Genomic DNA, 14,908 nt, shown 5'->3' on the forward strand with positions numbered 1-14,908 from the left:
ACGCGGCCTATGTCCGGTCGGGGGTGGGGGTGGCGGAGGCGGTGTTCTGGGCGTCGCGCTGGTAGGGCACGCGCGCGTCCGGGTGCGGCGGGGAGGGGTGGGGCAGCGCCGGGCCGGGGTCGGGCGGGTCCTTGAGGAGGGCGCGGAGTTCGCGGACCTCGTGTTCGAGGGCCTGGTGGCGCCGGTGGGCGTCGTAGAGGTAGCGGACCTTGGTGCGCAGGGTCCAGGGGTCGACGGGTTTGGTGACGAGGTCGGCGACGCCGAGGGCGAAGGCGGCGGCGGTCAGTTCGGGGTCGAGGCCGAAGCCGGTGAGGAGGACGACGGGGATGTGCTGGGTCTGTTCGAGGCGGCGCAGGTAGCGGACCACGTCCAGGCCACTGACGCCGGGCATGCGCACGTCGAGCAGGAGCAGGCCGACCTGGCCGCGGAGCACCTGCTTGAGCGCCTCGTCGCCGCTGGTGGCGCGGGCGAGCGGACGGCCCAGCGGGGCCAGGGCGCTCTCCAGCGCGTACAGCGTGTCCTCATGGTCGTCGACGATGAGGATCTTGGCATCCGACGGCATGGCCCGACGTCCCTCCCGCGTGGGACAACCAGCTTATGACGCAGCCGATGACGGGCCGTGCCCGTCGGCTGACAAGGAGTGCACAAGGACTGCACAGCGCAGCATCGCCCCGAACTCACCCCGCTGTCACGCCCATTACGGGACTCGGGAGGTCAGTTCGCCGTGGGTGAACCGCCGTTCACGGTGTCCTCGGCGATGCGCTCGTGGTGGCGGATCACCTCGCCGATGATGAAATTGAGGAACTTCTCAGCGAACGCCGGGTCCAGCTTGGCGCTTTCGGCCAGCGCCCGCAGCCGCTCGATCTGGCGGGCCTCGCGGGCCGGGTCGGCGGGCGGCAGCTGGTGGGCGGCCTTGAGGAAGCCGACCTGCTGGGTGGCCTTGAAGCGTTCGGCGAGCATGTGGACGACGGCCGCGTCGATGTTGTCGATGCTGTCGCGCAGCCGGGCGAGCTCCTCGCGCACGGCGGGGTCGACGTCACCGGTTCCGTTGGTGCTGGTGGTCATGGGCGACCACCCTACGTGGAGTGCGGTCGATCGATCAGCGGGCCTGTGTGGTGTGCGGCCACACGGTCGTCGGACCTACCTCGGCGCACTGCCGATTGGTCGTCGAACCCATGTGGTGTGCGACCACTCAATCGTCGGCTCCACGTGGCGGGCGACCACTCGACACTCGTCCCCTATGTGGTGTGCGGCCACTCGACAATCGACCGCTACGTGGCGTGCGGCCACTCGATCCTCGGCGGGTCCGCCGGATCGGGCACCTGGTCGCTCCAGCCGCCGGGGACGGTGCGGCCCTGCTGGGCGCGGAAGCGGACGGGTGGCACGCCGACGCGGCGGGTGAACAGGCGGGAGAAGTAGGCGGGGTCGTCGTAGCCGACGCGGCGGGCGACGGCGGCGACCGGGAGTTCGGTGGCGGCCAGCAACTCCTTGGCGCGGCCCAGGCGGATGCCGAGGAGGTAGTCCTTGGGGCTGCATCCGGCGCCCCTGCGGACGGCGGTGCGCAGTGCGGCGGGGGTCATGCCGTGCCGGGCCGCGTGGTCGGCGACGGTGAGCGGCAGACAGGCGTCGCGGGCGAGGGCCTGCAGGACGGGGTCGCCGTCGGGGGCGAGGTCGGCGCGGGCGCGGCGCAGGGCGACCAGGAGTTCGTGGACGGCCGCGCCGGTCTCCACCTCCAGGAGGGGGTTGCCGCGCCGTGCGGCACGCGCCATCCGCCCGATGACCGCGCGGGGTCCGCTCGCATCCGAGAGGGCCACCACGGGCCGCTCCGGCTCGATGTAGCCGAGTTCGGTGTACGTCGTCGTCGCAGGCCCGGTGAAGTCGACGAACCCCTCGTCCCAGCCGGCGCCGGCATCGGGCGCGTAGTGGTGCGGCACGCCGGGGGTGAGCCACAGCAGCGCGGGCGCGGTGACCGTCGTACGGCGGCCGTCGGGGCTCAGGTACCAGCCGCCGCCCGCGCTGATCACGACGGCGACGTGGTGGTCGAGGGTGCGGGGGCCGACGGTGGGCAGCTCGCCGTACTGGAGGCCGACGCCGAGGCAGGCGAGGCCGAGGCGGTGGTGGGCGGGTGCGGGGGTGAAGAACCGCATCCAGGTGTGGTACATCGGCGCCCTCTCCCGCGTTCCGTCCATGGGGACGGCCATGCGTCCGTCCATGGGTCCGGCCGTGCGTTCGTCCATCCGTCCAAGTAGCGGTGATCTTTGTCCATGGACGTGATCGGCGCCAAGGGGTGAGAGTCGGGGGCATGGGCGAGTTCACCGTGGGCGACAGGGACTTTCTGCTGGACGGGCGGCCGGTGCGGCTGCTGTCCGGAGCGCTGCACTACTTCCGGGTGCACGAGGCGAGTTGGGGGCACCGGCTGGCGATGCTGCGGGCGATGGGCCTCAACTGCGTGGAGACGTACGTCCCGTGGAACCTGCACGAGCCGGCGCCGGGCGACTTCAGGGACGTACAGGCGCTTGGCAGGTTCCTGGACGCGGCCCGGGAGGCGGGCCTGTGGGCGATCGTGCGCCCGGGGCCGTACATCTGCGCGGAGTGGGAGAACGGCGGGCTGCCGCACTGGCTGACGGGCGAGCTGGGGCCACGCGCGCGTACGCGTGACGCACGCTTCCTGGGACACCTGGAGCGCTGGCTCCGGCATCTGCTGCCCGAGGTCGTGTCCCGGCAGCTGGACCGGGGCGGACCGGTGATCATGGTGCAGATCGAGAACGAGTACGGGAGTTACGGCTCCGACGCGGTCTATCTGCGGCGCGTGGCCGAGCTGCTGCGCGAACAGGGCGTCACCGTCCCGCTGTTCACCTCGGACGGCCCCGAGGACGTCATGCTGAGCGGCGGTTCGGTCCCCGGTGTCCTGGCGACGGTGAACTTCGGGTCCCACGCGCGCGAGGCCTTCGAGACGCTGCGCCGGCACCGGCCCGAAGGACCGTTGATGTGCATGGAGTTCTGGTGCGGCTGGTTCGACCACTGGGCCGGCGAGCACGTCGTCCGCGATGCCGGGGACGCGGCGGACGCGCTGCGGGAGATCCTGGAGTGCGGTGCGTCGGTCAACCTCTACATGGCGCACGGCGGCACCAACTTCGCCGGCTGGGCGGGCGCCAACCGGGGCGGCGGCGATCTGCACGAGGGCCCGTTGGAGCCCGACGTGACGTCCTACGACTACGACGCCCCGATCGACGAGCACGGGCACCCCACGGAGAAGTTCTGGCGCCTGCGCGAGGTCCTCGCCGAGTACGCCGACGCGCCGCTGCCCGAACTCCCGCCCGCACCGGCCGTGTTGGGCGATCCGGCCGAGGTGCGCCTGACGGGCTGGGCGCCCCTGGCCGACGTACTGGAGGCTCGCGGTGGGCCGGAGGTCGAGGGCCCGGTCCCGCCGACCTTCGAGGAACTGGACGTGGACCGGGGAATCGTCCGCTACGAAGTGACCGTGCCGGGACCGCGCGGACCGTATGCGCTCACCGCGCGCGGGCTGCGGGACCTCGCGGTGGTGTACGTCGACGGGGAGCGGGCCGGGGTCCTCGTGGAGGGCGACGAGCAGCTCAAGGAGCCCGTCGCCGGGGACGCGCGTGTGGAGTTGTGGGTGGAGTCCCTGGGGAGGGTCAACTACGGCCCGCGCCTCGGGGAGTCGAAGGGGATCACCGGGGGGCTGTTGCACGAGCGGCAGTATCTGCACGGGGTACGCGCGCGTGGGCTGCGTCTTGACGCGCTGGACGACGTCGAGGGCGTTCCGCTGCGGGAACTGCCCCCGGGCGACTCCCCCGGCCTGTACCGGGGCACGGTCGAGGTGCGCGGCGCCGGGGACGCCGTACTCGAACTGCCGGGCTGGACGCGGGGGTTCGTGTGGGTCAACGGGTTCAATCTGGGGCGGTACTGGTCGGCCGGGCCGCAACGGGAGTTGTACGTCCCCGGTCCCGTCCTGCGGGAGGGCGTGAACGAGGTGTGGGTGCTGGAACTCCAGGAGGCGCCGTTCACCGGAAGGTCGGTCACCTTGCGTGCTCAGCGGGAAACGGGGGCGGAGCCGATCTCGACCACCCGCGCCCAGTCGGGCGGCGTGTCCGGCACATAGTCGGGGTCGTCCTCGTCGTAGGACCTGTTGGCGTACGGTCGCGGGAACAGGCCCACCACCGTCCGGCACGGCGGTCGGCGCTCCGGCCAGGGTGTCTGGCCGTCGGTGAGGACCACGACGACGTCGGGCCGGGGCTGGGCGCGCAGCGCCTTGGCGAAGCCGGTGCGCAGATCTGTACCGCCGCCGCCCAGCAGCGGAATGCCCTCGGCGCGGCACAGCGGGTGCGCGAACTCGGCCGCCGCGTCGCACGGCACCACGGTCACCAGGTCGCGGCGGCCGCCCACCGCCCTTGAGATCGCGGCGACTTCGAGGAGTGCGCTGCCCAACTCGGCGTCGCTGACCGACCCGGAGGTGTCGATGACCACACAGACCCGGGGCGGTCTGCGGCGCAGGCTCGGCAGCACCACGCCGGGCAGCCCGGCCGAGCGGCGCGAGGGCCTGCCGTAGGAGTAGTCCTCGCCCGCGCCGGGACCGGTGACCGCCGAGCGGATCGCCGCGCCCAGCAACTCCCGCCACGGCTGCGGCGGATGGAACGCCTCCTCCGCCCACCGCCGCCACCCGCTCGGGGCACTGCCCGGACGGCCGGTGATGCCCTGCGCCACCCGGAAGCGGACCGCGTCGCGCTGCTGCTCGCTCAGCCCGTTCGCGCCATCGGGCCCCAACTCCCAGCCCCGGTCCAGCCCGTCGGCACCGCTGCCGCAGTCCAGCCAGGCCAACTCCTGGGTGCGCGGCCCGAGTTGGAACCAGCGCAAGTAGTCCTCCATCAGGTTCCCCGCGGGCAGCCCCAGGGACCCCGGCAGGACCGCTCCCTCGGGGACGACCAGGCCGTCGCCGAACACGTCGTCGTTGATCTCGAAGTCCGCGGCGATGTTCATCCTCAACCGCTCCCCCGGGCCGGTCAGTTCGCGCTCGCGGGCGACCCGGTCGCTGCGGCCGTGGTGGTCGCGCAGGAGATGTGACACCTCGTGGACCCAGACACCGGCCAGGTCCTCGACCGACATCCGGTCCACGAATCCCGGCGAGACATAGCAGCGCCAGTGCCGGTCGACGGCCATCGTCGGGACCTGCCGCGACTCGACGGTGTGCAGGGCGAACAGGGCCGTGGCGAGGTAGGGGCGGACCCGGGCGGCGAAGAGGCGGGCGGCGAAGAGCTTCTCGAGGTCGAGGGCGGCGACCGTACTCGTGTCCGGGCCCGTGCCCGTGTTCATGCCCGTGTTCATGCCCGTGCCCGTGCCCATGCCCGTGCCCATGCCCGTGCCCGTGTTCATCGGCCGCCCTTCGCGGCTGCGGCGGCGCGGTCCGCCCGCTGCGACAGGGTGACCACTCCGGCGAGTTGCTCGATGGACGCGGGAACGTCCCAGTCCGCGCGGCGCAGCGAGGCGAGGGTGGTCGCGGGGACAACGACCAGGTCCGGGGCTCCGGTCTCCAACGCCCGGACCAGGACCGCCCAGGCCGCGTCCCAACGGGCCCTGTCCGGGCGGTTGCGGACCGCGGCCACCACACCGTCGAGCACGGCCTGCCGCAGATCCCCGCGCTCGGGCAGCTCACCGGCCGTCGGGTCGGCGAGGAACGTCTCGGGGTCGGGAAGGTCCATCCGGTCGATACAGGCCAGCAGTTCCAGGCCGGGGCCGTCCCCCACCGTGCCCCTGACCAGCTGGGACAGCACCTCCCGCGAGGAGCCGACCGCCGTCGCGAACGCGATCAGGGTCTGGGCCATCTCCCAGCTCCGGGGCGACGGCCAGGCACCGCCGCGCCGCGTCTCGCTGCTGGGCAGTTGATGGACGAGCTTGGGGCGGCCGGTGAGCAGCCCGCACACCGCGCGGCGCGCGAAGTCCACGGCCCCGGGCAGCTTCTCGGGATCGAGCCGCGGCAGGGTGGCGCGGGGCCAGGTGCCACCGAGTCCTCGTACGACGACCTCGTGGTCGTGGGTCCACTGGAGGTGCACGAACCGGTTGGCCAGCGGCGGGCTCAACTCCCAGCCGTCGGCCGCCGAGGACCGCGGGTTGGCGGCGGCCACGATCCGCACCCCGGTCGGCAGCCGCAGGGCGCCAATCCGCCGTTCCAGCACCAGCCGCAGCAGCGCGGCCTGCACGGCGGGCGGCGCGGTGGACAACTCGTCCAGGAACAACAGCCCCCGGCCCGCGCGCACGAGCCGTACGGCCCAGTCCGGCGGGGCCATCGGGACGCCCTGCTCCGCGGGATCGTCGCCCACGACGGGCAGCCCGGAGAAGTCGGACGGCTCGTGCACGCTCGCGATCACCGTGGTCAACGGCAGGTCCAGCGCGGCGGCGAGCTGGGTCAGCGCCGCCGTCTTGCCGATGCCGGGCTCGCCCCACAGCAGCACGGGGAGGTCGGCGGCGACGGCCAAGGTCAGGGCCTCCAGTTGGGTGTCGGGGCGCGGTTCGGTGGTGGTGTCGCGCAGGAGGGTCAACAGGTCGGCGGCGATGTCGAGTTGAGAGGCGTGGGAGGGGTGAGGGAGGTGGGAGTGGGAGGGGGTGTCGGTGGCGGCGTACAGGGTGCGTGTGGGCATATGTGGTCACCTTTGGGTTGGGGTGGAGTGTGCGTGGGTGAGGGGTGGAGCGGGTGCGGGTGCGGGATGGAGCAGGTGCGGGCAGGGGGCGAAGTCGCGTGCGGTCAGCGGCCGTTGATGCAGGAAGTGGCCAAGTCCCCGTGCGGTCAGCGGCCGATCGTGCGGGCAGGAGCGAAGTCCCTTGCGGTCAGCGGTCGATGGTGCGGGCAGGGGCCAAGTCCCCGTGCGGTCAGCGGCCGATGGTGCGGCGGGGGCGGACTTTTTGGGGGCGCGGAAGTCCTGGGAAGAAGTGACCGGATCGAGGGCCTGGGCCGGCCAGGCCCGCCCTGAACAGGCCGTATGTGAGCCGTCGTTGCGCCGCCGCCTCGAGTTCGTCCCGCAGTGCGCCGCCGCGCAGCACCGCGTCGGGACCGAGCAGTCCCTCTACGACGGCCAGCGCGCCGGCGGTGTCTCCGTGGACGAGGCGTTCACGGACGCCGGTGAGGCAGTCCGGGCGGCGGTGGGCGTCGTCGATGGCCTGGAGGCAGGGCAGTGGGGTGCCGGTCAGCGCGACCAGCAGTTCCTCGCGACGGATCTCGGCCGGATCGTGGTCCAGGGGTGCCAGTACGCCGTCCACCAGACCGATCCGGTGCAGGGCGCCCCGGCAGTCGACGAGGTGCGGTTGTCCTGCCGCCCGGTCCGGATTCCGCGCGGGACTGTCCGGCCGGGGCCGGTCCGGTACCAGTGCGGCGGCGACCAGCGGATGCAGCCGGTCGGCCTCGATCGCGCCGGTGCGGAGCAGTTCCAGGTCGGGCAGGACCCAGGTCGCCGCGTCGGGCAGGACCGGCAGGGCGGCGGTGCTGCCGTCCGTCGATGCCGGTGCGATACGCAGGGTGTCCTCGACCGGATCCCGCGCGAGCGTGAACCGGTGCCGGGAACCGAACCGTACGGTGACGGGACCGGCCGTGCGTCCCTCGGCGCGGAGCAGGATCGCCGCCTCGTCCGCCCACCGGTCGACGGCGCAGTTCCACGCCTCGGGCACCGTGTCCAGCGGAGCCGGGGTCGGTGAAGGTGCGTCGCGGGGTGGCCGGTCGGCCCCGGACCTGGTCCGCAGCTCACCGCTCCTCCCCGCGTCCCACAGGTGTCGGTGCAGGTCGAGGCGGAACCGTCGGCTCGGCCGGGGATGCGGATGCCTGCGGGCCACGGCCTCGCGGTGGGTGCCGTCCCACAGCGCGAGGCTGATCCGCTGGCCGCCGTCCGCCCAGGCCGGTGGCGTCCGGACCACCAGGTGGAGCGGGCGCGGGGCATCGTCCCCGTAGCGGGCCAGGGTGAGGGTCAGTCCCGGGCGCAGCAGTCCGTCGGGGGCGATCCTCGGCAGATGCCAACGCAGCAGGTCAGGGGCGAGTCGGCGGAGATCGGCGCGCAGCCGGGCGGCCGGTTCCCGGCCATGGGCGCGCGCGACGGACCGTAGGTCGAGATCGATGTCGACCCCTGCGGCGGCGCAGGCGCCCGCCCAGTCGCCGACGCGGCGGCGGGCCGTAGCGGTCTCGATCATGGAGGGCGGCACGGCGAACTCGCGCACGCGCGGCCAGAAGGAAAGCCGGGAATTCCCGTTCGCGGGGTGAGGGAGCATCAGCACTCACCTTGCGCGGACGGGACCCCCGATCTGTGAACGGAGTGAGCCATCGTCGTCGTCATCGCGGGGAGCATAGCCTTCTCGGCCGCGATCTGTCAGGGAAATATAGGGGGCATGCATCCGGGCGCATCGGCATAGAGTGGATGCGGGTTCAGGGCGTCTTTGGGGGTTACGGACGTGGCGGACGACGGACCGGTCGAGCACGGCTACCCACACCTGGACACGGTGCGGGACGCCATCACCGCGCTCTACAAGCGGTTGTCCTACGACACCGTCCAGACGTTCGCGACCAGCGTGGCCCCCGTCGACGTGGCCTTCGCCGACACGGACGACCTGCATCTGGGGGCGCAGCGGGTGGCCCGCGAGATGGTCCGGCACTATCGGCTCCCGGACGCCCGGCTGATCGTCAGTTTCCGTGAGATGACGCATGCGGCGAACGTCGAACTGGCCGCCGGGCCCGAGTACTTCGTGGAGTTGAACGACCGGTTCCGCACCCATCGCCGGGACATCGGCGCGGCTCTCGCGCACGAGGTGATGCACGTCTATCTGCACCGCCTCGACCTGTCCTTCCCCGGCACCCGCGAGAACGAGATCCTCACGGACACGGCGGCGACGTATCTGGGGGCGGGGTGGTTGCTGCTCGACGCGTACCGGGAGGACTCGGCGTCCTCGCAGAAGCTCGGGTATCTCACGCCGGAGGAGTTCGGGTACGTCCTCGCCAAGCGGGCCCTGGTCTTCGGCGAGGATCCCTCCGTGTGGTTCACCAGTCCGCAGGCCTACACGGCGTACGTGAAGGGGATGGCGCAGGCCCGGCGTGACGAGCAGCAGCCTCCGTTGACTGCGGCGGGGTGGGCTGGGCGGAGGCGCTACGCGCATGACCGGCGGCATGCTCCCGGGCCCGGTTCTCAGTCCGGGGTGCCGTATGCCTTCAGCGGGGACGGGGGTGGCAGCTTGCGGGTGTCGTTCCCTTGCCCCACCTGTCATCAGCGGATCAGGGTGCCGGTGCGGGGGCGTGTACGGGCGCGGTGTTCTTTGTGCCGGACGGTGTTGGAGTGCGACACGTAGGTGTGTCTTGAGGTGTGCCTCGAGGTGTGTTTTCAGGTGACCGGTGTCGATGCGGGCGTCCCTGGGGGCTCCGCCCCCAGCCCCCCGACCTATGCCCACCCACCACCCGTCTCGGTCCGCCGAAAAGTGGACCCTCAAAAGCAGACTCGGTGGGCCGGGAAGTGAGCCCCTCCGAAGCAGACTCGGTGGGCCCAGAAGTTGGGCCCTCCAAAGGCAGACTCGGTGGGCCCAGAAGTCGAGCCCTCCCAAGGCAGGCTCGGTCCCGCCGAGAAGCGGACGTACAGCCCTCCCGCCTACGCCCCGTACACCGCCCCCGGCACCCCCGCCTCCGCCAACAGCTTCAGCACAGCCTCCCCCGCCTCCCCCGCACCCCACCGCGCCCCCTTGTCCGCACTCGGCCCCGCCCGCCACCCCTCCATCACCGTGATCCGCCCACCCTCCGCCTCGAAAACCCGCCCCGTAACCCCGGCACTCGCAGCAGACCCCAGCCACACCACCAACGGCGAGACGTTCTCCGGGGCCATCGTGTCGAACCCGGCGTCGGGCGCGGCCATGGTCTCCGCGAAGGTGTGTTCTGTCATGCGGGTCCGTGCCGCCGGGGCGATCGCGTTGACCTGGACGCCGTAGCGGGCGAGTTCGGCGGACGCGACCAGGGTGAGGGCGACGATGCCGGCCTTGGCGGCGCTGTAGTTGCCCTGGCCGACGGAGCCCAACAGGCCTGCTCCGCTGCTGGTGTTGATGATCCGGGCGACCGGGGTGCGGCCTGCTTTGGATTCGGCGCGCCAGTGCGCCGCCGCGTGCTTCAGGGGCAGGAAGTGACCCTTGAGGTGGACGCGCATCACCGCGTCCCAGTCGTCCTCGTCGAGGTTGACCAGCATGCGGTCGCGCAGGTAACCCGCGTTGTTGACAAGGGTGTCGAGGCGGCCGTAGGTCTCCAGGGCGGTCGAGACGAGGGACGCGGCACCCGCGCCGGTGGCGATGTCGCCGCCGTGGGCGACCGCCTCGCCGCCCGCCGCGCGGATCTCGGCGACGACCTGCGCGGCGGGGCTGTCGGGGTCCGGGGTGCCGTCGAGGCCGACGCCGAGGTCGTTGACGACGACCCGGGCGCCCTCGGCGGCGAAGGCCAGGGCGTGGGCGCGACCGAGACCCCGGCCCGCGCCGGTGACGACGACGACCCGGCCATCGCAGATACCGCTCGTCTCACGTGTCATTGCACGTCTCCTCTCATCTCCGTCACCCTTCAGTCATCTCCGTCACCCTTCAACTGACCTCTCCTTGTTGGCAGTTGCCGCATCCAGGAACGCGGGCCGCTCCCCGCCTCCGTGAACCAGGAGGCTCGCTCCGCTGATGTAGGCGGCGGAAGGGGAGGCCAGGAAGACCGCTGCCGCGCCCACGTCGGAGGGGTCGGCGAGCCGGCCGAGCGGGACCGTTCGGGAGACGGCCGCGATGGCGTCCTCGCCGCCGTAGTGGAGGTGGGACAGCTCCGTGCGGACCATGCCGACGACGAGGGTGTTGACGCGGATGTCCGGCGCCCATTCCACCGCCATCGAACGGGCCAGGTTCTCAAGTCCCGCCTTGGCCGCCCCGTACGCCGCCGAACCGGGCGACGGGCGGCTGCCGCTGACGCTGCCGATCATCACGACCGAGCCCTTGGCCCGCTTGAGGTGCTCGTACGCGGCGAGGGAGGCGGTGAGGGGTGCGAGGAGGTTCAACTCGATGATCCGCGCGTGGCGTTCGGCTTCCGCGTCGATCAGCGGGCGGTACGGTGCGCCGCCCGCGTTGTTGACCAGCACGTCGAGCCGGGGCAGGGCCGCGAAGAACTCCCTTACGGCGTCCGGGTCGCGCAGGTCGAGGGGGCTGAACTCGGTTCCCTCGACCGGCTCTTCGGGCGGTCTGCGCGCGCAGGTCAGCACATCGGCACCGGCCTCGACGAAGGCGCGCGCGATACCGGCGCCGATGCCTCGGGTGCCGCCGGTGACGAGGACGGTCCGACCGTTCAGCGGCCGGTCGTGCGAGTTACCCACAATGCGGTTATCCACAGGCCCTCCCGCTCGGATTCTCCGGCTGCTAGCTTCGAAGCCTCACACCTAACAAATGTTTGGTGGAAAGGTAGCTGATGCGTCCATGGGTGTCTCCACCTCCTCCCCGAAAAAGGGGCCCGAAAAAAATGGCGTAGCCGTCGTCACGGTCGACTACCCGCCGGTGAACGCGCTGCCGGTGGACGGCTGGTTCGCGCTGGCCGACGCCGTGCGCGCGGCCGGGCACGACCCCGAGGTGCGCTGTGTCGTGCTGGCGGCCGAGGGGCGGGGTTTCAACGCGGGTGTGGACATCAAGGAGATACAGGCGCGCGGGCAGTCTGCCCTGGTCGGGGTGAACAGGGGCTGTTTCGAGGCGTTCGCGGCGGTGTACGAATGCGAGGTGCCGGTGGTCGCGGCCGTGCAGGGATTCTGTCTGGGCGGGGGCATCGGACTGGTGGGGAACGCGGACGTGATCGTGGCGAGCGAGGACGCCACCTTCGGGCTGCCCGAGCTGGACCGGGGCGCACTGGGCGCCGCCACGCATCTGGCCCGGCTGGTCCCCCAGCACCTGATGCGCGCCCTGTACTACACCTCGCGTACGGCGACGGCGGCCGAGCTGCACGCGCACGGCTCGGTGTGGCGGGTCGTACCGCGCGCGGAACTGCTGCCCGCCGCCCTGGAGTTGGCGGCGGAGATAGCCGCCAAGGACGGTGAGCTGATCCGGCTCGCCAAGTCCGCGATCAACGGCATCGACCCCGTCGACGTCCGCCGCAGTTACCGCTTCGAGCAGGGCTTCACCTTCGAGGCGAGCGTCAGCGGGGTGGCCGACCGGGTCCGGGACACGTTCGGAAACACCGCAGGAGAGTCGGAACCACGGCAGGAGAGGGGGCGTAGGTGACCGACAAGACGATGACCGCCGATGAGGTCGTCTCCCGGCTGGCGAGCGGCATGACCCTCGGCATCGGCGGCTGGGGTTCCCGACGCAAGCCGTTGTCCCTGGTCAGGGCGCTGCTGCGGAGCGACATCACCGATCTCACCCTGGTCTCGTACGGCGGCCCGGACGTCGGGATGCTGGCGGCCGCCGGCCGGGTCCGCAAGCTGGTGGCACCCTTCGTCACCCTCGATTCCGTCCCGCTCGAACCGCACTACCGGGCGGCTCGCGAACGTGGGGCGTTCGAGCTGACGGAGGTGGACGAGGGCATGTTCATGTGGGGTCTGCGCGCCGCGGCGAACCGGCTGCCGTTCCTGCCGGTGCGCGCGGGGATCGGTTCGGACGTGATGCGGGTCAACCCCGGTCTGCGGACGGTCAGTTCGCCGTACGACGACGGGGAGACGTTCGTGGCGATGCCCGCGCTGCGGCTGGACGCGGCTCTGGTGCACGTCAACCGGGCCGACCGGCTGGGCAACGGGCAGTATCTGGGCCCGGACCCGTACTTCGACGACCTGTTCTGCGAGGCGGCGGACGCGGCCTATGTCTCCTGCGAACGGATCGTGGACACGGCCGAGTTGACGAAGGAGGCGCCTGTGCAGTCCCTGCTCGTCAAGCGGCTGAGCGTGACCGGGGTCGTCGAGGCTCCCGGCGGCGCCCACTTCACGTCGTGCGCTCCCGACTACGGCAGGGACGAGGACTTCCAGCGGCTGTACGCGGCGACACCCTGGGCGGAGTTCTCGGAGCGCTTCCTCGCCGGTGACGAAGCGGCCTACCGGTCGGCGGTGCGCAACTGGCAGGAGGAGCAAGGGTGATGGACGTACCGCCCACGGACGTAACCCGCTCGGATGTACTGCGCTCCGAGTACTGCGTGATCGCCTGTGCCGAGGCCTGGCGTGATGCCGGTGAGATCCTGGCCAGCCCGATGGGCCTGATCCCGTCCGTCGGCGCGCGGCTGGCCCGGCTCACCTTCGCGCCCGACCTGTTGCTGACCGACGGCGAGGCGATGATCGTCCGTCCGGACGGGACACCGGAGGGCTGGTTGCCGTACCGGCAACATCTCGCCCTGGTGTCCGGCGGGCGGCGGCACGTGATGATGGGCGCGAGCCAGATCGACCGGTACGGCAACCAGAACATCTCGTGCATCGGTGACTGGGCGCGGCCGAAGCGGCAGTTGCTCGGGGTGCGCGGGGCGCCGATCAACACCCTGAACAATCCGACGAGTTACTGGATACCGCGGCACTCCCGGCGGGTGTTCGTGGAGAAGGTCGACATGGTGTGCGGGGTGGGGTACGACCGGGTCGCCGAGCACCCGGGGACGGCCCTCTTCCACCGTGTCCCCCGGGTCGTCTCGGACCTCGGTGTCTTCGACTTCGCGACCCCCGACCGCTCGATGCGACTGGCCTCGCTGCATCCGGGGGTCACGGTGGAACAGGTCAGGGAGGCGACCGGCTTCGAGCTGACCGTGCCGGACGAGGTTCCGCCGACGCGCGAACCCACCCCGGAGGAGCTGCGGTTGATCCGCGAGGTCATCGACCCGGCCGACACCCGTCGCAGGGAGGTGGCTGTCTGATGGAGACCGCGCTGACCAGGCTGGTCGGGGTGCGGCATCCGATCGTGCAGACGGGAATGGGCTGGGTGGCGGGCCCCCGTCTGGTGTCGGCCACGGCGAACGCGGGCGCGCTGGGCATCCTGGCCTCCGCGACCATGACCACCGACCGGCTCCGGGACGCTGTCCGCGAGGTCAAGTCCCGTACGCACGCGCCGTTCGGGGTGAATCTGCGCGCGGACGCGGCGGACGCCGGCGACCGGGTGCGGATCATGATCGAGGAGGGCGTACGGGTCGCGTCCTTCGCGCTCGCGCCGTCCGCCGAGCTGATCGCCGAGCTGAAGGAGGCGGGCGTGGTCGTGATCCCGTCGATCGGGGCTCGGCGGCACGCGGAGAAGGTCGCCGCGTGGGGCGCGGACGCGGTGATCGTGCAGGGCGGGGAGGGCGGCGGCCACACCGGGGAGGTAGCGACGACGGTGTTGTTGCCCCAGGTCGTGGACGCGGTGGACATACCGGTCGTGGCGGCGGGCGGCTTCTTCGACGGGCGGGGGCTGGTCGCGGCGCTGGCCTACGGCGCGGCGGGGGTCGCCATGGGCACCCGTTTCCTCCTCACCTCGGACTCGACGGTCCCGGACGCGGTGAAGGCGGCCTATCTGGCGGCGACGGTCAAGGACGTCACGGTCACGCGGGCGGTCGACGGCCTGCCGCACCGCATGCTCCGTACGGAACTGGTCGAGACCCTGGAGCACTCCGGCCGTACGAGGACCCTGTTCCAGGCGATACGCCGGGCCGCGGGTTTCCGCCGCCTGTCCGGGCTGACCTGGCGGCGGATGATCCGCGACGGCCTCGCCATGAAGCACGGCAAGGAGCTGACCTGGAGCCAGGTCCTGCTCGCCGCGAACACGCCGATGCTGCTCAAGGCGTCGATGGTGGACGGGCGGACGGATCTCGGGGTGATGGCCTCCGGGCAGGTCGCCGGCGTGATCGACGACCTGCCGTCGTGCGCGGAGTTGGTGGCACGGGTGATGAAGGAGGCCGACGAGGTGCTGTGGGCGCTGGTTCGGTCGGACTCCTGACCCGCCC

Annotated in this window: 14 protein-coding genes; 6 read left to right on the plus strand and 8 right to left on the minus strand. The window is 71.9% G+C overall.

Annotated elements, in window-relative coordinates:
• Positions 1–7 precede the first annotated feature (7 nt).
• The 3 genes from OO70_RS23995 to OO70_RS24005 form a co-directional block, all read right to left on the minus strand.
• Positions 8–562: a response regulator gene (locus OO70_RS23995; protein WP_043675185.1), complete on the minus strand. Its 555-nt coding sequence runs from the start codon at positions 560–562 to the stop codon at positions 8–10.
• A 152-nt stretch (positions 563–714) separates the two neighbouring features.
• Entirely contained in the window at positions 715–1,065 is a 351-nt protein-coding gene (locus tag OO70_RS24000) for a chorismate mutase (RefSeq protein WP_043675188.1), read from the minus strand.
• Between the two features lie 206 nt (positions 1,066–1,271).
• Complete coding sequence (locus tag OO70_RS24005; RefSeq protein WP_043675584.1) at positions 1,272–2,162, minus strand: helix-turn-helix domain-containing protein; 891 nt, start codon at positions 2,160–2,162, stop codon at positions 1,272–1,274.
• A gap of 140 nt (positions 2,163–2,302) precedes the next feature.
• Between OO70_RS24005 and OO70_RS24010 the strand changes: the two genes are divergently transcribed.
• Positions 2,303–4,120 carry a glycoside hydrolase family 35 protein gene (locus OO70_RS24010; RefSeq protein WP_043675191.1) on the plus strand — a complete coding sequence of 606 codons (1,818 nt, stop codon included), beginning with the start codon at positions 2,303–2,305 and terminating at the stop codon, positions 4,118–4,120.
• On the opposite strand, the gene OO70_RS24015 is transcribed toward OO70_RS24010, so the two are convergent.
• The 3 genes from OO70_RS24015 to OO70_RS24025 all read right to left on the minus strand — a co-directional run bounded on the left by OO70_RS24015 (position 4,051) and on the right by OO70_RS24025 (position 8,262).
• On the minus strand, positions 4,051–5,340 hold the full coding sequence (locus OO70_RS24015) for a vWA domain-containing protein (RefSeq protein ID WP_407702824.1): 1,290 nt from the start codon (positions 5,338–5,340) through the stop codon (positions 4,051–4,053). The two genes, OO70_RS24010 and OO70_RS24015, sit on opposite strands and share 70 nt — an antisense overlap.
• A 44-nt stretch (positions 5,341–5,384) precedes the next feature.
• The gene (locus tag OO70_RS24020) at positions 5,385–6,650 is read right to left on the minus strand and encodes an AAA family ATPase (RefSeq protein ID WP_043675194.1); all 1,266 of its coding nucleotides are present in this window, start codon (positions 6,648–6,650) and stop codon (positions 5,385–5,387) included.
• A gap of 229 nt (positions 6,651–6,879) precedes the next feature.
• The gene (locus OO70_RS24025) at positions 6,880–8,262 is read right to left on the minus strand and encodes a hypothetical protein (RefSeq protein WP_043675196.1); all 1,383 of its coding nucleotides are present in this window, start codon (positions 8,260–8,262) and stop codon (positions 6,880–6,882) included.
• Between the two features lie 180 nt (positions 8,263–8,442).
• Here OO70_RS24025 and OO70_RS24030 point away from each other — a divergent pair, with 180 nt between their 5' ends.
• Positions 8,443–9,330, plus strand: coding sequence for a hypothetical protein (locus tag OO70_RS24030; protein ID WP_043675199.1), 888 nt, complete (start codon positions 8,443–8,445; stop codon positions 9,328–9,330).
• A gap of 293 nt (positions 9,331–9,623) precedes the next feature.
• Here OO70_RS24030 and OO70_RS24035 read toward each other — a convergent pair whose 3' ends face one another.
• Both OO70_RS24035 and OO70_RS24040 read right to left on the minus strand, forming a co-directional pair.
• Positions 9,624–10,541, minus strand: coding sequence for an SDR family oxidoreductase (locus OO70_RS24035; protein ID WP_043675201.1), 918 nt, complete (start codon positions 10,539–10,541; stop codon positions 9,624–9,626).
• 42 nt (positions 10,542–10,583) lie between these two features.
• Entirely contained in the window at positions 10,584–11,369 is a 786-nt protein-coding gene (locus OO70_RS24040) for an SDR family oxidoreductase (protein WP_234336917.1), read from the minus strand.
• Positions 11,370–11,454: 85 nt separating this feature from the next.
• Here OO70_RS24040 and OO70_RS24045 point away from each other — a divergent pair, with 85 nt between their 5' ends.
• The 4 genes from OO70_RS24045 to OO70_RS24060 are packed head-to-tail and all read left to right on the plus strand — an operon-like array spanning position 11,455 to position 14,901.
• Positions 11,455–12,246 carry an enoyl-CoA hydratase family protein gene (locus tag OO70_RS24045; RefSeq protein ID WP_043675204.1) on the plus strand — a complete coding sequence of 264 codons (792 nt, stop codon included), beginning with the start codon at positions 11,455–11,457 and terminating at the stop codon, positions 12,244–12,246.
• Positions 12,243–13,091 (plus strand): CoA transferase subunit A, encoded by an 849-nt coding sequence (locus tag OO70_RS24050; protein WP_043675207.1) that lies wholly within the window; start codon positions 12,243–12,245, stop codon positions 13,089–13,091. Before OO70_RS24045 ends, OO70_RS24050 begins: the two co-directional genes overlap by 4 nt.
• Positions 13,091–13,849: a CoA-transferase subunit beta gene (locus tag OO70_RS24055; RefSeq protein WP_043675209.1), complete on the plus strand. Its 759-nt coding sequence runs from the start codon at positions 13,091–13,093 to the stop codon at positions 13,847–13,849. The genes OO70_RS24050 and OO70_RS24055 overlap by 1 nt, the downstream gene beginning before the upstream one ends.
• On the plus strand, positions 13,849–14,901 hold the full coding sequence (locus tag OO70_RS24060; protein WP_043675210.1) for an NAD(P)H-dependent flavin oxidoreductase: 1,053 nt from the start codon (positions 13,849–13,851) through the stop codon (positions 14,899–14,901). The genes OO70_RS24055 and OO70_RS24060 overlap by 1 nt, the downstream gene beginning before the upstream one ends.
• Positions 14,902–14,908: the final 7 nt, after the last annotated feature.

The sequence above is a fragment of the Streptomyces xylophagus genome, from assembly GCF_000716435.1.
GTDB classification, from domain to species: domain Bacteria; phylum Actinomycetota; class Actinomycetes; order Streptomycetales; family Streptomycetaceae; genus Streptomyces; species Streptomyces xylophagus.